At 38.9% G+C, this 17952-nt stretch carries 15 protein-coding genes; all 15 read right to left on the reverse strand.

Annotation, left to right across the window (positions count from 1 at the left end; genetic code table 11):
• Nucleotides 1-74: 74 nt before the first annotated feature.
• Nucleotides 75-1022 (reverse strand): riboflavin biosynthesis protein RibF, encoded by a 948-nt coding sequence (ribF, locus tag PI20285_RS04540; RefSeq protein WP_057772056.1) that lies wholly within the window; start codon nt 1020-1022, stop codon nt 75-77.
• Between the two features lie 10 nt (nt 1023-1032).
• A complete protein-coding gene (truB, locus tag PI20285_RS04545) occupies nt 1033-1950 on the reverse strand; it encodes a tRNA pseudouridine(55) synthase TruB (RefSeq protein ID WP_057772054.1) in 918 nt (305 codons plus the stop codon).
• A 110-nt stretch (nt 1951-2060) separates the two neighbouring features.
• Complete coding sequence (gene rbfA / locus PI20285_RS04550; RefSeq protein ID WP_057772053.1) at nt 2061-2414, reverse strand: 30S ribosome-binding factor RbfA; 354 nt, start codon at nt 2412-2414, stop codon at nt 2061-2063.
• A gap of 10 nt (nt 2415-2424) precedes the next feature.
• The gene (gene infB, locus PI20285_RS04555; protein ID WP_057772051.1) at nt 2425-5049 is read right to left on the reverse strand and encodes a translation initiation factor IF-2; all 2625 of its coding nucleotides are present in this window, start codon (nt 5047-5049) and stop codon (nt 2425-2427) included.
• A gap of 4 nt (nt 5050-5053) precedes the next feature.
• Nucleotides 5054-5368 (reverse strand): L7Ae/L30e/S12e/Gadd45 family ribosomal protein, encoded by a 315-nt coding sequence (locus tag PI20285_RS04560; protein WP_057772049.1) that lies wholly within the window; start codon nt 5366-5368, stop codon nt 5054-5056.
• Nucleotides 5361-5657 (reverse strand): RNase P modulator RnpM, encoded by a 297-nt coding sequence (gene rnpM / locus PI20285_RS04565; RefSeq protein ID WP_057772048.1) that lies wholly within the window; start codon nt 5655-5657, stop codon nt 5361-5363. The genes PI20285_RS04560 and rnpM overlap by 8 nt, the downstream gene beginning before the upstream one ends.
• A 27-nt stretch (nt 5658-5684) precedes the next feature.
• A complete protein-coding gene (nusA, locus tag PI20285_RS04570) occupies nt 5685-6779 on the reverse strand; it encodes a transcription termination factor NusA (RefSeq protein WP_057772046.1) in 1095 nt (364 codons plus the stop codon).
• Between the two features lie 15 nt (nt 6780-6794).
• The gene (rimP, locus tag PI20285_RS04575) at nt 6795-7268 is read right to left on the reverse strand and encodes a ribosome maturation factor RimP (protein ID WP_057772044.1); all 474 of its coding nucleotides are present in this window, start codon (nt 7266-7268) and stop codon (nt 6795-6797) included.
• A gap of 123 nt (nt 7269-7391) precedes the next feature.
• Entirely contained in the window at nt 7392-11720 is a 4329-nt protein-coding gene (locus PI20285_RS04580) for a PolC-type DNA polymerase III (RefSeq protein ID WP_057772041.1), read from the reverse strand.
• 143 nt (nt 11721-11863) lie between these two features.
• The gene (locus tag PI20285_RS04585) at nt 11864-13579 is read right to left on the reverse strand and encodes a proline--tRNA ligase (protein ID WP_057772039.1); all 1716 of its coding nucleotides are present in this window, start codon (nt 13577-13579) and stop codon (nt 11864-11866) included.
• Nucleotides 13580-13600: 21 nt separating this feature from the next.
• Nucleotides 13601-14869 carry an RIP metalloprotease RseP gene (gene rseP, locus PI20285_RS04590; RefSeq protein WP_057772037.1) on the reverse strand — a complete coding sequence of 423 codons (1269 nt, stop codon included), beginning with the start codon at nt 14867-14869 and terminating at the stop codon, nt 13601-13603.
• A gap of 17 nt (nt 14870-14886) precedes the next feature.
• Nucleotides 14887-15672 carry a phosphatidate cytidylyltransferase gene (locus PI20285_RS04595; protein WP_057772035.1) on the reverse strand — a complete coding sequence of 262 codons (786 nt, stop codon included), beginning with the start codon at nt 15670-15672 and terminating at the stop codon, nt 14887-14889.
• 13 nt (nt 15673-15685) lie between these two features.
• Complete coding sequence (locus PI20285_RS04600) at nt 15686-16480, reverse strand: undecaprenyl pyrophosphate synthase (protein WP_082623217.1); 795 nt, start codon at nt 16478-16480, stop codon at nt 15686-15688.
• 166 nt (nt 16481-16646) lie between these two features.
• A complete protein-coding gene (gene frr, locus PI20285_RS04605; RefSeq protein ID WP_057772033.1) occupies nt 16647-17210 on the reverse strand; it encodes a ribosome recycling factor in 564 nt (187 codons plus the stop codon).
• Between the two features lies 1 nt (nt 17211).
• Nucleotides 17212-17934 (reverse strand): UMP kinase, encoded by a 723-nt coding sequence (gene pyrH / locus PI20285_RS04610; RefSeq protein WP_057772032.1) that lies wholly within the window; start codon nt 17932-17934, stop codon nt 17212-17214.
• Between the last annotated feature and the right edge of the window lie 18 nt (nt 17935-17952).

A 17952-nucleotide genomic window follows, 5' to 3' on the forward strand; every position in this document is an offset into this window, starting at 1 on the left:
TTGGAGTGCTAAGACACTATTAAAGATACCAAATGTTTTTCTAAAAGTCAACAATAGTCAAACATTTTTTTGCATTATATAGTCAAATTCGCAAAATACTGCCGAATATTCTTTTCGTCTGCCTTTAATTGATCGATTAATCCCTCTGCACCGTCAAATTTAATTTCACCACGAACATAGTGATACCAATCAACCCGAACCATTTCTCCATAAATCTCCTGGTCAAAATCAAAAATATTAATTTCTAACGTGATTGGACGATGTTCACCAAAAGTAACGTTGCGCCCAACCGATGCCATGCCTAAATACCATTTAGATCCGATTTTGATTCGGACGGCGTAAATCCCGATCCCAGGAATCCTAGCTTTAGGATCGGATAAGATATTAGCAGTTGGAAACCCTAATGTGCGACCACGAGCTTCGCCATGAACCACTAAGCCACTAGTTTGGTAGATGTACCCAAGAAATAGGTTGGCGTGATCTACATCACCTTGTTTTAAATCTGTTCTGATTCGCGTTGAGCTCACTTTTTCACCGTCTAAGAGAAATTCTGGAACAGTCACAATTTCAAATCTGTTTTTAGCATACGTTGATAAATGCGCCATATCGGCAATTTTGCGGGGGCCATAAGTATAATCAAAGCCGGCCACAATCACCTGAGCGCAAAGGTCAACCATATACTGGTCGACAAAATCCTGAGGGGTCAAATTGGCCAGCTTAGATGTAAAACTCACCACATATAGTAAATCTACCCCAAATTTCTGCATTAATTCGGCCTTTCGCTTAACCGAGCTTAAATACAGTGTGCCGTCTAACTCTGGCTTTGGAAACACAACAGACGGGTGGTGATCAAACGTCATAGCTGCAAGAGGTAACTTCCGTTGATCAGCTACTTTTCGAGCCTGTTTCAATACAGCTTGATGTCCTAGATGCACACCACCGAAAAATCCCATTGCCATAACGACTTTATCATCCGTAATTTGGTTAACGTCATACGGATGATGTAAATAAATGATTTTCATACAAATTCTCCTATTCCGTTAGCAGCATAGTTAATGGCCGATATGCTGCCCTTTCTTGATCATATTGATATAAAGCCTGAACTCGATCTGCATGCGTTAAGACAAGCACTGGTTCCGCATCTTTTGGTTGATCAAAATTGCTACGTTTTAAAACTGCCCCATTTTGAACTCTGGTCCATAAGTCTTCATTTAATGCAAAGTGGGGATATTTTTCCAAAGCATGATCTAGCGGTGTTAACAAAGTTTCAATAGTTCCATTTTCAACCGCTTCTTCTAGTTTTGAGAAAGTAATCGTATCTTCAATTTGAAAACCCCCACTTTGAGTTCTCGTTAATTGAGACATAACGGCTGGAACACCAAGTTTTCTCCCCAAATCGACTGCTAGGGTCCGTACATAAGTTCCTTTGCTGCATTGGACTTTAAAATTAATAGTTTGAGTTCCTTTTTGAGGGTCAAATTTGGGATCACCGATCCGCTCAAAGGATTTAATCGTTACTTTTCTTGCCGGCCTGTCTATTTCGATGCCTTCCCGAGCATATTCGTATAATTTTTTTCCGTTAATCTTTATAGCCGAATACATGGGAGGAATTTGCGTTATCTCGCCGGTCAAACTGAACATTGCCTCATCAATTTCACCATCTAAAAAAGCTTGGGTTATTGTTTGTTGTTCGACGATATCCCCATCAAGATCCTCGGTAGTCGTGGAAAATCCCAATGTGACGGATCCCTCATAAACTTTTCCTGAAGCCATCAAATAAGGGACAACCTTAGTGGCTTTCCCCACGCAAATTGGTAAAACACCATCTACATTAGGATCTAGAGTCCCACTGTGTCCAACTTTTTTTTGGTGTAAGATACCACGAATTTTGGATACACAATCAAAACTTGTCATACCACGTGGTTTGTACAAAGGAACAATTCCATTCATGTAAATGCCTCCTATTTTTCCTGTTAAATTATATCATAGATGGATAAATGACGATAAAAAAAGAATGGTCATTAAAATTCTGACCATTCTTTTGCGTAATAAATAGAAAACTATTCTTTTGTATTAAGTTTATTGATCAATTGATCGATTCGGCTACCATATTGAACAGATGCATCACGTTCAAAAATTAACTCTGGTGTTTTATAAATCGATAACCGGGACCCAAGCTCACTACGGATTAAGCCTTTTGCTTTTTCAAGCCCTTGGGCAACTTTTTGTCCATCAGAAGCCTTATCTGACAAAATACTGTAGTAAACGGTGGCCTGTTGCAAATCTCCAGTGACATTTACACCCGTAATTGTGATTCCCTGAACACGAGGATCACGAACTCGTTTACGCATAATATCACTAATTTCTTTTTCTATCTCTTGCCCAAGGCGATCGGAACGATACATTCTTGCCATTTGGAACCTCCTATTCTACAGGAACTTCTTTCATGATATAGGCCTCAATCACATCGTCAACTTTGATATCGTTATAGCCATCAATTGTAAGACCTAACTCAAATCCCTGTTTAACCTGTTTAGCATCATCTTTGAAACGTTTCAGACTGGCTAATTTACCTTCATAAATAACGACCCCATCACGAACCAAACGAACGCCGCTATCTTTTTGAATGAAGCCTTCTGTAACATAACCACCCACAACGGTTCCAACATGAGAAACTTTATAGATCTGACGAACTTCAACCTGACCTGTGACCTGTTCAACATAGGTTGGTTCAAGCATTCCCTTCATTGCTGATTCAACTTCATCAATAGCGTTATAAATAACTCGATGTAAACGAATATCAACACTCGAAGAATCTGCAAGCTGTTTAGCTTGGTTTGTTGGGCGCACATTGAAACCAATAATAATGGCATCACTGGCTTCGGCTAAAGCAACATCACTTTCGTTAATGGCACCAACGGCAGTATGAATGATGTTAACTCGAACACCTTTAACGTCAATTTTCTTCAAACTACCAGAAAGGGCTTCAACAGAACCTTGAACGTCAGCTTTAATGATGATGTTGACTTCCTTCATTTCTCCTTCTTTAAGAGAATCGAATAAGTTATCTAAGGTAACATGGTTGTCTGCACGACGCTCTTCCATCAATGCTTCTTTAGCACGTTCCTCACCAGCTGCACGAGCAGATTTTTCATCGTCAAACACCACAAATCGATCCCCAGCTTCTGGTACATCACTTAACCCAGTGATTTCAACTGGAGTTGATGGCGTAGCTTCTTTAACCCGACGACCTAATTCGTTGGTCATGGTACGAATTCTACCAAATGTATTTCCAACGACAATTGGATCACCAATCCGCACGGTTCCTTGTTGCACAAGAACGGTAGCAATGGATCCCTTACCAGGATCTAGGCTAGCTTCAATAACTGAACCAGCACCATTTTGATCTGGGTTGGCCTTTAGTTCCATAACTTCAGATTGGAGAATGACCATATCAAGTAATTCATCAATATTTTTACCAAACTTCGCAGAAATCTCTACAAAGATGGTATCACCACCCCAATCTTCAGAAACCAAACCATATTCTGTTAACTGTTCCATAACATGTTTAGGATTAGCACCTGGTTTATCAATTTTATTAACCGCCACGATAATTGGTACATTTGCAGCCTTAGCATGATTAATTGCTTCGATTGTCTGTGGCATAACACCATCATCAGCAGCAACTACCAAAATTGTAATATCAGTAATATCAGCACCACGTGCCCGCATTTCAGTAAACGCAGCATGTCCTGGAGTATCTAAGAAAGTAATTAATTTACCATCATGTTTTAGTTGATAAGCACCAATTGCTTGGGTAATTCCACCAGCTTCACCAGCAGTAATGTGACTGTGACGAAGATTATCTAATAAAGTTGTTTTCCCATGATCAACGTGTCCCATGATTGTAACAACTGGTGGTCGGCTAACAAGATGGTCAGTATTTGTTTCTTCTTCTTCAAACATCTTATCAATATCTGAAACGTTGACCTCTTGTTTTTCCTCAGCCTTAATTCCGTAATCATCTGCTAGAATTTCAATAATATCTTTATCTAACGTTTGATTTTGGTTCACCATAACACCAAGCATAAATAATTTTTTGATAATTTCTGCTGGTTCACGATGAATTTTTTTAGCGATTTCTGCAACGTTAGTGCCATCATTGTACTCAAATACACTTGGTAATGGCTTATCCTTACGGACTGGCGCTGGTTTGTTGTTCACTTCACGCAAACGGCCATTCTTCTTAACTTTTTTAGTATATCGATTTCGATTATTGAAACGATTACGGCCGCCAAAGCTAGAACCACGATTATTTCTTGAGTTAGAAGAGCCTTGACTGTTACTATTGCCGGTCGAACGGTTCGAATTTGAACTAGTGCGATTTGAATTAGAACTAGGCTTATTGTAGTTCGAATTTGAACGCGTCGAATTCGTTGTTCTGTTCGAACTAGTATTTGAGTGGTTCGTGTTTGAGCTTGATCGATTTGAACTGGTATTTGATCGATTAGAGTTCGATGTCCGATTACCACTATTGCTTGTCGAAGTAGATTGATTTGGACGACTATTCTGTGAACTACGATTCTGCGTATTTTGTGAATTGCTTCTCGTCTGATTTTGTCCAGAATGTTGTTGAGGACGGGCTGTATTGCCACTCTTGTTTTGTGAATGGTTAACATTTGTCGTCCCATTTGCTGCAGGGCGATTATGTGATTGAGCCTGATCATGACGAACTGGTTTGGCAGTCTGAGATGTGTGTGCTTGTGCTGGTTGTTGATGCGAGCCAGCTTTATTATCTTTATTGTCAGATCGTTCTACAACTGTTTTTCCAGTTTTGGCTGATCTGTACATGGTTGGTTTTTTGGCAGTTGTACCTTCTTGTTTACTGTTATTTTTCACAAATGAAGAGCGAATTTTACGTTCTTCGCCTTCATCCAGTGTGGACATGTGGTTTTTAACATCAAATCCATCTTCTTTAGCCTTAGAGATGATGTCCTTACTGGAAACATTAATTTCCTTAGCTATTTCATATATGCGTTTTTTCCCCATATCTTCACGCTCCTTCTTCAATATTTAATTTTAATAGTGCTTTGGCAAATCCATGATCTTCGATTGCCACCACTGTTCTGGCTTGACCAATTGCCTGGCTAATTTCAATGCGATCCATAAATGAAATTAAGGGGATTTCATATGTGGTGCATTTATCAGAAATTTTCTTTTGCGTTGCAGCCCCTAAGTCTGTACTAGCAACCACGATTTTAGCTTTTTGGCTTCGAATTGATTGTAACACTTGTTGTTCACCTGAAATCAACTTTCCCGCTCTTCGTGCTAAACCAAGCAGGTTAGAAAAGCGTTCTTGATCATTCATCTTTAAAAAGTTCTTTCCGGGCTTGTTGATGATCAACATAAGCAATCAATTCATCATAAAAATCATCTTCTACCTTGATTTTAAAAGCTTTATCAAAAGTTCGTTCTGCCTTAGCACGTTCGGCAATTTTGACGTCTAAACCAATGTAAGCACCACGACCAGGCTTTTTCCCAGTTGGATCCAAAGAAACTTCATCTTCCTTGTTTTTTACAACCCGAACAAGCTCCTTTTTTGGAAACATTTCACCCGTTACAATATCCTTGCGTAGCGGAATTTTTCTTTTTTTCATAACTAATGGGCCTCCAATTAAATCTGCTTACTCAGCGTCTGATTCTGAATCTGTAGTATCCTCTTCATCTGGTTCTTCAACCAAATCACTGGCGTCAGTCTCTGATTTAATATCAATTTTATAACCAGTTAATTTGGCAGCTAAACGAGCATTTTGGCCGCGTTTACCGATTGCTAAGGATAACTGATAATCTGGAACGATCACCATGCATGCACGCTCATTTTCTTCATCAAACAAAACATCCAAAACTTCAGCGGGGTTTAATGCGTTTGAGATGTATTTTGCAGCGTCATCTTCCCATTCAACAATGTCCATATTCTCGCCGTTTAGCTCATTAACGATGGTTTGGACTCGCTGTCCACGAGGACCAACACAAGTACCTACCGCATCAATATCAGGGTCGTTAGATCGAACAGCAACTTTGGCACGATCACCAGCTTCACGTGCTACCGAAACAATTTCGACAGTTCCATCAAAGATTTCTGGAACTTCTTGCTCGAATAATCGTTTCAATAGATCTGGAGTGCTCCGACTGACAAAAACCTGAGCACCTTTACCACTATTTTCAACCTTTGTCACATAAACCTTAATATGATCATGTGGTTCATAACGTTCGGTTGGGATCTGGTCTGCCTTAGACATTACAGCCTCAACACCGTTTAGATCTACATAGACAAAGCGATTATCTCGTCGAGCGACTTCGCCAGTCACAATTTCGTTTTCATACTCACTATACTTATTATAAACGATTTCGCGTTCAGCTTCACGAACCCGCTGTAAAATGACTTGTTTAGCTGTTTGGGCAGCAATCCGGCCAAAGTTTTTAGGGGTCACTTCAAACTTAATGTGATCTTCAAGTTCATAATCTTTATTGATCGCCAAAGCATCAGTTAAACTTACTTGTTGTTGACTATCTTCAACATCTTCAACGACTTCTTTAACTGCGTACACGTGGATATCGCCTTTTTTTTCATCAAAGTCTACTTCCACATTTTGAGCCTGGTCATAATTCCGTTTGTAAGCAGAAACTAATGCAGCCTCCAAAGCCTCAATAACGACTTCTTTTTTAATCCCCTTTTCCTCTTCCAAAGTATTAAGGGCACTAACCATTTCTTTGCTCATTTTAGATTCTCCTTTTTAGAATTTGATAGCGAAACGGGCAAACCCAATTTGTTTCACATCAAATTGTTTGCTGATTTTTCTAGTTTTAGCCATATACGTCAGCGTTAAATCAGTACCGGAATAGTCATCAAGTGTTCCTTCAAAAACTTTTTGACCATCAACTGGCGCATATAAAGAAATATGAATGTACTGGCCAACTGCTCGTTGCCAGTCATCAGAGGTCTTAATTGGCCGTTCAGCGCCTGGAGAAGAAACCTCTAAGAAATAAGCCTCCGGAAACGGATCGGGATCCAAACTATCTAATTTTTCACTAATTTGATCGCTAGCCTCAGCGCAATCTTCAATTGTAACGCCACCCGGTTTATCAATATAAACGCGAAGATACCAGCTTTTTCCTTCCTTCACAAACTCAATATCCACCAAATCAAAATGATGTGATTCGATGAGGGGCTTCACTTCTTTTTGTACAGTTTCTACAACACTTGCCAAACTCAAACCTCCAATAAATTTCAAATATTCTCAAGAAAAAGAGTGAGCATTATCTGCTCACTCACTTGCTACACTTAGATTCAATAATAATTATAACATATCCCTTGACACCGTTCAAATTAGCTACATGTCGAACAAAGATAATTGATTTTCATCAGGCAAATCAGCTAAAACACCATTCTCTGTCATAAAGTCAATTAACGTCTTCGAAACTTTACCACGTTTGGAAAGGTCTTCTTTTGAAAGAAACGGCTTATCTTCACGAGCTGCAACAATTTGTTTAGCAACGTTTAAGCCTAAACCTGGAACAGCGTTAAAAGGTGCTAATAAAGAGTTACCATCGATTAACCATTGGGAAGCATCAGATTTATTGACATCAACCATCTTAAACGTGAATCCACGTTCGATCATCTCATTGGCTAATTCCAACACCGTCAAAAGATTTTTTTCTTTTGTCGAAGCATCCATTCCTTTATCATTGATATCTTTCATTGCTTTTTTAACCGCGTCCTTGCCATGTGACATAGAAACTAAGTCAAAATCATCAGCACGAACACTAAAGTATGCACTGTAATAAAGAATTGGGAAATAGACCTTGAAATAGGCAATTCTAAGTGCCATTAACACATAGGCTGAAGCATGCGCTCGTGGAAACATATATTTAATCTTTCCACAAGAATCAATGTACCATTCTGGCACGTTTGAGTTACGCATTTTATCTTCGTCACCATCAGGAATTCCTCGTCCATGACGAACACTTTCCATAATTTGAAAAGAAGTTTGTGAATCCATTCCGTAATGAATTAAATCGGTCATAATATTATCACGACAACCAATGACATCTTTCAGGGTTACAGTCCCCGCTTTAATTAATTCTTCTGCATTGCCCAACCAAACATCCGTCCCATGGGATAAACCAGAAATTTGGAGCAATTCAGCATAAGTTGTGGGATGGGTTTCCTCCAACATGCCCCGCACAAATCTCGTCCCAAATTCAGGCACACCAAAGGTTCCTGTTTTTGATTGAATTTGTTCGGCTGTAACTCCCAGAATTTCTGGACCAGTAAATAATTTCATTACTCCAGGATCATCAGTTGGAATTGTTTTTGGATCAATCCCAGAAAGATCTTGTAAAGCACGAATCATGGTCGGATCATCATGTCCCAAAATATCCATCTTCAAAATGTTGTCATGAATTGAATGGAAGTCAAAATGAGTTGTTTCCCAAGCTGCCGACTGATCATCAGCAGGATACTGGATGGGTGTGAAATCATAAATATCCATATAGTCTGGCACGATTAGAATTCCGGCAGGATGTTGCCCGGTTGTTCGTTTAACACCAGTGGCACCGCTCGAAAGTCGATCAATTTCAGCGTTTCGGAAGGTTTGTTCGGTATCACGCTCGTATGCCTTAACATACCCATAAGCCGTTTTATCAGCCACCGTTCCAATTGTTCCAGCTCTAAAAACGTTCTTCTTTCCAAATAAAACCTGCATATAATTATGGGCAATTGGTTGATAATCGCCTGAGAAATTCAAATCAATATCAGGAACTTTGTCTCCCTTAAAACCTAAGAATGTTTCAAAGGGAATATCCTGGCCGTCACCAACTAAAGGTGTTTGGCAATTTGGGCAAACTTCATCAGGTAAATCAAATCCAGAACCATATTCTCCTTTGGTATAAAACTTGGTGTATTGGCAATTTGGACAGCGATAATGCGGTGGTAATGGATTTACTTCAGTAATTCCAGACATTGTCGCTACCAAACTTGAGCCGACGGACCCTCGTGAACCAACTAAATACCCATCTTTATTACTTTTATGAACAAGTCGTTGGGCAATTAAATAAATAACAGAAAAACCATTTCCGATAATACTTTTTAATTCTTTATCCAAACGCTCTTTAACCAACTGTGGTAACGGGTCTCCGTATAACTCATGCGCTTTATCCATAGTAAGCTTTTCGATTTGATCTTCAGCCCCGGGCATTTTAGGCGTATAAAGCTTATCTTTGACAGGTTTCACATCAGTCACCATATCAACAATTTTGCCCGGGTTTGTGACGACAAGCTCTTCTGCCTTTTCTTTCCCTAAGAACGCAAATTCGTCTAACATTTCATTAGTCGTTCGAAAATGCACATCAGGTAATTTAGACCGATTGAGCGGATTGGCCCCGCCTTGAGAATTGATCAAAATTTTTCGATAAATATAGTCTTCTGGATTTAGGTAATGAACATCGCCTGTTGCGACAACAGGTTTTTTCAATTCTTTTCCAAGATCAACGATGTTAGAGATAATTTCTTCTAGATGCCGATTATCTTGGATCAATCCTTGCTCAATTTCTGGCTGGTAAACCGGTTTTGCCATTACTTCTAAATAATCGTAAAACTTCGCCTTTTGTTTGGCTTCTTCTTTACCTTTTTGCATCATGGCTGTAAAGACTTCACCGGTACTGCATGCCGACCCAACTAAAATACCATCTCGCAGCCGTTCCAACTCAGACTTAGGTATTCTTGGCACGCGATAATAATATTTTACATTGGAAAGCGAAACTAATCGAAACAGATTTTTTAATCCGGCCTGGGTTTGCGCAATCAAAACTGCATGCGCTGGACGTGCATGTTTATACGCGTCATTTTCAGTCATATGTTCATTCAACTGGCTATGATAATTAATATGATAGCGATCTTCTGCATCTTTTAGGAAAAGATGACACAAGTGACCGGTTGATTCCGCATCATAAATCGCACGATGATGATGTTCTAGGCTGACGCCGAATTTTTTAGCAAGTGTATTTAAACGATAACTTTTAAGGGTTGGATACAAGAAACGCGCCAACGTCAATGTATCAATAATTGGATTAGTGATGGGTGGCATATCATAACGTGCATAGCCAGTATCCATAAAACCAATATCAAATGTAACGTTATGGCCAACGATAATGGCATCTTTATAAAAATCCCGAAACAGAGAAAAAACTTCTTTCTCGGATTTAGATCCATGAACCATTTGGTCTGTAATACTTGTTAAATTAGTTGTGACATCAGATAAATGAAAACCGGGATCAATAAATTCTTCAAATTGATCAATCACATTTCCATCCTGCATTTTAACGGCAGAAAGTTCAATTACCTTATCATAAATTGCAGAAAGCCCCGTCGTTTCAGTATCAAATACCACATAGGTTGCACCTTTTAACGCCACTTTTTTATCGTTATAACCAATTGGCACCCCATCATCAACCAGGTTAGCTTCTACACCATATAAAATTTTGACATTATTTTTCTTACCCGCAGCATATGCATCCGGAAAAGCCTGTAGGCCAGAGTGATCCGTCACTGCAATCGCCTTTTGTCCCCACTTAGCCGCCTGCTTCACAAAATCCGTAATATTATTTGTCGCATCCATTTGACTCATATTAGTATGTAAATGCAGCTCTGCACGTTTCTTATCTGCAGGAGCTGTATCTTGTCGTGTGGGATGACTTACTTCCATTACATCATAAGCGTTCAGCGTAAGATCTCTCATGAAAGTATCTTCTTGAATACTCCCACGTACTTTTACCCAAAGCCCTTTTTGAATGGTAGAAAACAATTGTTCTTCGGATTCATTCTTTGAGAATTTTTTAACGGTGATCGAAGAACTGTAATCGGTAACTTTAAAAATCAGTAATTGTCTTTTTGACCGCAACGTTCTAACTTCTGCATCAAAAATATATCCTTCAACAACAACTGAACGTTCTTCTTGTGTAATCTGTTCCAAACGTGTGACTTCGGCATCTGGATTAATTTGTTTACCAATCCGTACAGGCCCGCCATCAGGAATCCCGTTAGCTGCCTTTTTTTGCCGTTTTTCAGTCTGTTTTAGAATCGCCTGCGAAGCTTTTTGAGCTAATGCGGCATCACTTTTTTCCTTTTTCGCCTTTAATTCCTTAATCATGCTTTGTGAATCTGAATCATCAACAATTGTATGAATCGAAAATTCAGGAAACCCATATTGTTTATAAGTACTTTCGATTGGTCCTAGCGCCGTCGAAGTCAAAAAACCTTGAACAACTTCGTTTTGTGCCGCAAAGATTACCCGTCCGTCGTTCATATATGGTAAGTTATGGCCACACAATTCTTGCGTAAGCGGCGAAGAAATATGACTGTTCTTAACAATCCAATCCCAATAATTTGCAATTAGATGACTATCCAATTTTGAACTTTGAGTTTCAATTTCAAACGAGACAGTAGCAATTGAGCTAAAAGCTACTTGTAAATGATTGTAAAACTCTTGGAAAATTGGGAATGGCAAACATTCTTTAAACCGAAACGAAAAAGCCCACGTTTTTGATTTTTTATGCACAACAACTTTTTTGATTTCAGCCTCAGCAAAACTTGGCTCATTTGGTTGAGGATAGTCAATTTGTTCGAGAAGTTTTTGAAATTGCTCACTAGTATTTAAACTCAAAATTTAATTCCTTCCCTTTTTAGAAAACTACACAAATTATTTTTAAATTCATGAATATAACGACAAATTGAGATTCAAGTCAACCCATCATCAATCTGCCGTTATTTTTAATTTATTATGAAGTTAACGATCACTTAAAAATATTATTTATCGCTTTTTAAGAGAATCCCAACCGAATTTTGTAATTCCTCAATTTTGACTTCAAGAGTTTCACCGGTCTCACGTAATTTAACTTCTACGATACCTTCTGAGGATTTTTTACCCACTGTAATTCGGACCGGAATCCCAATTAAATCTGAATCAGCAAACTTAACACCAGCTCGCTCCTTACGATCATCAACAAGCACTTCATAACCGGCTGCAGTCATTGTTTGAGCGATTTGATTAGCCATCTCCATTTGTTCTTTATTTTTACCATTCACAGGAATTACATGTACGTCAAATGGCGCAATGTTACGTGGCCAAACTAACCCATGATCATCTGCCTTTTGTTCAGCAATTGCGGATAATAAACGACTAACGCCGATTCCGTAACAACCCATGATGACTGGCTTAGCACGGCCGTTTTCATCTAAAATAGTAGCTCCAAGGGAATCAGAATAACGTGTGCCTATTTTGAAAATGTGACCAATTTCGATTCCTTTAGTAAATTGTAATTTTCCTTTACCATCTGGAGCCAGTTCGCCTTCTTGAGCAGTCCGAAAATCACCAAATTGAGTTACTTTCAAATCCCGATCCAAATTCACGTTTTTATAGTGATAACCATTTTGGTTAGCACCGACGATTGAATTGCTCATCATCTTGACATAAAGATCAGCAAGAATTGTAATCTTGTCGGAATCAATTCCAACTGGCCCTAATGAACCAAAATTAGCATTTAAATATTGTTCCGCTTGATCGTCTGTCGCAGCTACTAATTCATCCGCTTTGAGGAAGTTTTTAACCTTAACTTCATTAACCTGATCATCACCACGCACTAAAACCATAACAGGCTTGTCGTCCGCAATAAACAAAAGGGTCTTAATTAGTTTGTTTGTTTCAACATGGAGAAAATCTGCAACTTCATCGATCGTTTTGGCATTTGGTGTCTCCACTTTTTCAAGATCTTTTGGTGTCTCAGGCGCAGCCTTTGACTCAATATATTTACTGCTTGCCATCTCAAGATTTGCGGCATAGTCGCTTTCTTCAGAGTAAGCAATAGTGTCTTCCCCTACAGGCGCAATTGCAGAGAATTCTTTTGAATCATTACCACCCATTGCACCAGCATCACCCACAATTTCACGATAGTTCAAACCGCAAGCGTCAAAAATATTTTGGTAAGCTTTTTCCATATCACGGAAAGTTTGGTCCAAACTGTCTGTTTCAGCATGGAAAGAGTAAGCATCCTTCATCAAAAATTCCCGTCCACGGAGCAATCCGTAGCGAGGCCGATCCTCATCTCGATATTTCATTTGAATTTGATACAACGTCAAAGGTAACCGTTTATACGATTTCACCTCATCACGAATAAGGGTTGTAAAGGTTTCCTCATGCGTAGGGCCAAGAATAAAATCGCGATCGTGACGATTTTTAAATTTGAATAATTCTGGACCATATGTTTCAAGACGGCCAGATTTTTCCCATAATTCCGCTGGAAGAACCGCTGGTACCAGCATTTCCACAGCATCGATTTTTTCCATTTCAGTCCGAATAATTTTTTTAATTTTCTCGATTGTCCGGAAAGCAAGTGGTAAATATGCGTACATTCCGGCTGATACCTGTCGAATATATCCAGCACGAAGCATCATTTGATGGCTTTTTGCCTCGGCGTCATTTGGTACCTCTTTCAAAGTAGGAATTAATATTTTTGATTGTTTCATGTTTTCCTCCGTAAATAAATATTATTTTAAGAAATAGCGTTGAATGTCATTCCAAGTTACAAGAATCATTAAAAGCATCAGGAGTCCAAACCCAATCAGAGTGATGATTCCTTCCGTCTCTGGTTTTAGTGGTTTTCGTCTGATCCCTTCGATGAAATTAAGCAAAATTTTACCACCATCCAACGCGGGAATTGGGATTAAATTAACAATCCCTAAGTTCAGTGATAAATAAGCTAACATTGTTAACACAGAAGTAAAACCTAATTTAGCTGCAGCAGAAGTTTGCGCATAAATAGCGACTGGACCTCCAAAATCATTCACACTTACTCCATGTGTAATCATATGACCTAGGAGTGCGAAAATCATGGTCGTTAACTTCCAGGTTTCCGTAAATCCATAAGCAATTCTGGCAGTGATACTTTTGGTCATGGTACTTTCAATCCCGATTTGTCCGGTCTTTGTTCCATTTTGCTTAACCGATTTGGGCGTAATCTGCAGAGTGATTTTCTTAGAATTTCGTTTGATGGTCATTTTAGTTTTTTTACCAGGACGGCTAGAAACAGCATCCTGTAAATCTGACCAATCTTTTGTGCTTTTATCATTCACGGAAATAATCCGATCCTGCGATTTTAAACCGGCTTTAGCAGCAACGGAATCCTGAATAACAGTAATCTGATTAGAATTAGTAGGAACCTGTCCTTGCAAAATACCAACAAGCGCAAACACCACAATCGCCAGAATAAAATTATTCATCGGCCCTGCAAAATTAGTCAAAATTCGTTGCCATAATTTGGCTGACTGAAATTGAACATCTTTTGGGGCAATTCTTACCTTTGTGCCATCAGCTTCAATAATTGACGCGTCATGATCAACTTCATAACGTTTGAGGGTCTCCTCATCGCCATTTTCATAGCCTTCAATCCAAAGCTCCTTTTCTAAATCACTTTCGGTTATTTCAACTGGAATACCATTGAGAAGCGTTGTGTCATGACTTGTGTTGATTGTTTCAACTTTGCCATTATCACCAGTGATTAAACTGACTGGCATTCCAGGTTTTAATTCTTCATCTGCATCTTCCAGTCCCGCCATACGGACATAACCACCTACCGGCAAAATTCGAATTGTATACGTTGTTGCGTTTTTAGAATATGCATAAATTTTAGGTCCCATTCCGATTGAAAATTCACGGACTAAGATCCCAGATTTTTTAGCAAAATAAAAATGACCAAATTCATGAACAATAACCAGAATTCCAAATACAATTATGAATGTAATAATCGTCTGTATCAATGGCAAACCTCACTTAATTAGATTAATCCAAAAAGATGGACAATAGGTAAAACTAACAACATACTGTCAAACCGGTCAAAAATACCACCATGACCGGGAAGGATATTTCCAGAATCTTTTACTGAGAAGTATCGTTTCAGAGCCGATTCAATTAAATCACCGAATTGACCTGTGATTGAAAAGATTAATGTCAACAAGATCATCACAATGAAATTATATTGGGTTGGGAAAAAGGCCAAGAAAATTGTCCCAATGACCGTGGCAACGATTGTACCACCAATGGAACCTTCCCAAGTTTTGTTGGGACTAATTGCAGGTGCTAACTTATGCTTTCCAAACCGTTTGCCAAGCATATATGCGCCACTATCTGTAGACCAAATCACAAACAGAATGTATAGCAGCATTGAAAGCCCCACACCTCTTGCAGCAATGAAATAATTAAATCCAAATCCTATGTACGCGACTGCAAGAGTGATTGCACCAGCGTCATCGAAAGAAAAGCGATTACGACTGAATACAGTTCTAATCAGAAGCCCAAGGACGCACAAAAAGAAAATAAAAGTTTGATCAATTTGGGGTGGCAACCAACCAAACCAGGATAGTGGTGCAATGAGTGAAAAGACACCAATATCTGCAATAATTGCTTCCGGCGAAACCAAAAGTAACTTTTTCATCATCAAGACTTCGTTCACAGCGATCAGTCCAAGCACAATTCCGGCAATATCAATTAACCATTTTCCATAGACAATCACTGGAATGAAGATAATCAATGCAATAACAGCTGTTGTAACTCGTTGTTTCATAATTCAAACTCCCTTATTTTAGGCCGCCAAAACGACGGTTTCTTTGTTGGTATTGGTAAATACAATCTTTAAGTGTCTGATCAGAAAAATCTGGCCAAAGGACATCCGTAAACACTAATTCACTATAGGCAATTTGCCAAAGCAAAAAATTAGATATCCGTTCTTCCCCACTTGTGCGAATTAATAAATCCGGATCCGCATTGGGTTTCAGCGAAGCAGTCATTAAGTTTTCGTCAATCGTTTCATCGGTGATCTCATCCGAATTCAGTTTATGATCTGAAACTTGCTGTGCAATTTTTCTGACCGCCGTTACTAACTCTGCACGTCCACCATAATTCAACGCGAAGTTTAAAACCATGCCAGTGCATTGTGCAGTGTTGGCAATTGCATTTTTTACAGCCTTCTGAGTGTAATCAGGCAATTGATCAATATACCCCATCACATTAACCCGTACATTAGCTTTGATAAGATCTGGCACAAATGTATCAAAAAAATCACCCGGCAGGCGCATTAAAAAGTTTACTTCACTTGAGGGACGTTTCCAATTTTCCGTTGAAAAAGCATATAAAGTTAAGACTTTAACACCTAAATTGTTAGCACTCATTGTGATTTTTTTTACAGTGTTCATTCCTTCACGATGACCAGCAACTCTTGGTAAATGTCGCTTCTGGGCCCATCTTCCGTTGCCATCCATAATAATAGCAACGTGTTCAGGAATGTGCTCATTCAGCTGCTTGGCTGTATCTAACTCTGTACGATTAGTTTTATCAGATTTTGAAAACACATTATCACTCCAATTTATATACATACATAAACTCTATTTTAGCAGAAAACTCGTAAAGTTGATATTCTAGTAAATAAAAATTCGCAATAAAATATAAGTATCGTGCAAATCATCGCTTACTTGAATAAAAAAAACGTAAACAGCACTGATTATCAGGCTCTTTGCGTTTTAAATATATTCACGAACATTTTTATTCAGATAAAATCTCTTTTTCCTTGCTAGCCACAATTTCATCAATTGATTTGATAGCCTTATCTGTAACTTTTTGAGTTTGTGTTTCTAAATCATGAAGTTCATCTTCAGTATAAGTGTTGGCCTTTTCGCCCTTCTTAAGCTCATCCATGGCATCGCGACGAACATTTCGAACAGCTACTTTCGCACGTTCTCCTTCAGCTTTTACATCTTTCGCTAATTCTTTTCGACGTTCCTCTGTAAGTTGAGGAATAACTAACCGAATAGCACTCCCATCATTAGAAGGGTTGATACCCAAATCAGAAATCATAATGGCTTGTTCCAAATTTTTCAAAGCCGTTTTATCGTATGGGGTGACCATAATAACACGAGCTTCTGGAATTGTGATCGATGCCATTTGATTGATTGGTGTAGGTGATCCATAGTAATCAACCATAATTCGATCTAATAAGCTGGCGTTTGCCCGACCCGCACGAATATTTCCTAGCTCATGTCCCAGTGACTGTTCTGCTTTTTCCATTCGATCCTGTGCTTTTTTTATAATTGTATTTTCAGCTGCCATTTTATTTTCCCCTCACTGTAGTTCCGATGTTTTGCCCTTCAACAACTTTTTTAATATTACCCGGTTGATTCAAATTGAAAACGACGAGTGGAATATTATTTTCCATAGACAATGAGCTCGCCGTTGTATCCATAACCTTCAAGCCCTTGTCAATAATATCCAAATGCGTTAATTCTTCATACTTAACTGCCGAGGAATCGATATTAGGATCAGCCGAATAAATTCCATCAACACCGTTTTTAGCCATCAAGATTGCATCTGCATCAATTTCGGCACCACGTAAAGCGGCTGTTGTATCTGTCGAAAAGTATGGACTGCCTGTTCCAGCTGCAAAAATCACAATTCTGTTTTTCTCAAGATGCCGAACAGCTTTACGACGAATGTAAGGTTCTGCAATCTGACGCATTTCAATCGCTGTTTGAACGCGTGTTGGAACCCCTATTGATTCAAGGCTGTCTTGCAAAGCTAGAGCATTCATAACTGTCGCCAACATACCAATATAATCAGCCTGGACACGCTGCATGCCCATTTGCTCACCAGTTTCGCCACGCCACATGTTACCACCACCACAAACAATGGCAATTTGAACACCCATATCATGCACTTCTTTTAATTCCTCAGCTACTGTTTTGATAACAGGCGGATTAATTCCTGATCCTTTATCTCCTGCAAGTGCTTCACCGCTAAGCTTCATGATTACCCGTTTATATTTAACTTTTGTCATGGTGTTTCCTCCTCGAAT

Source organism: Pediococcus inopinatus (genome assembly GCF_002982135.1).
GTDB classification, from domain to species: domain Bacteria; phylum Bacillota; class Bacilli; order Lactobacillales; family Lactobacillaceae; genus Pediococcus; species Pediococcus inopinatus.

Coding starts and splice junctions, on each gene's coding strand:
- ribF (WP_057772056.1), bottom strand. CDS start 1,022: ATGAAAATCATTTATTTACATCATCCGTATGACGTTAACCAAATTACG.
- truB (WP_057772054.1), bottom strand. CDS start 1,950: ATGAATGGAATTGTTCCTTTGTACAAACCACGTGGTATGACAAGTTTT.
- rbfA (WP_057772053.1), bottom strand. CDS start 2,414: ATGGCAAGAATGTATCGTTCCGATCGCCTTGGGCAAGAGATAGAAAAA.
- infB (WP_057772051.1), bottom strand. CDS start 5,049: ATGGGGAAAAAACGCATATATGAAATAGCTAAGGAAATTAATGTTTCC.
- PI20285_RS04560 (WP_057772049.1), bottom strand. CDS start 5,368: ATGAATGATCAAGAACGCTTTTCTAACCTGCTTGGTTTAGCACGAAGA.
- rnpM (WP_057772048.1), bottom strand. CDS start 5,657: ATGAAAAAAAGAAAAATTCCGCTACGCAAGGATATTGTAACGGGTGAA.
- nusA (WP_057772046.1), bottom strand. CDS start 6,779: ATGAGCAAAGAAATGGTTAGTGCCCTTAATACTTTGGAAGAGGAAAAG.
- PI20285_RS04585 (WP_057772039.1), bottom strand. CDS start 13,579: ATGAAACAATCAAAAATATTAATTCCTACTTTGAAAGAGGTACCAAAT.
- PI20285_RS04595 (WP_057772035.1), bottom strand. CDS start 15,672: ATGAAACAACGAGTTACAACAGCTGTTATTGCATTGATTATCTTCATT.
- PI20285_RS04600 (WP_082623217.1), bottom strand. CDS start 16,480: ATGTATATAAATTGGAGTGATAATGTGTTTTCAAAATCTGATAAAACT.
- frr (WP_057772033.1), bottom strand. CDS start 17,210: ATGGCAGCTGAAAATACAATTATAAAAAAAGCACAGGATCGAATGGAA.
- pyrH (WP_057772032.1), bottom strand. CDS start 17,934: ATGACAAAAGTTAAATATAAACGGGTAATCATGAAGCTTAGCGGTGAA.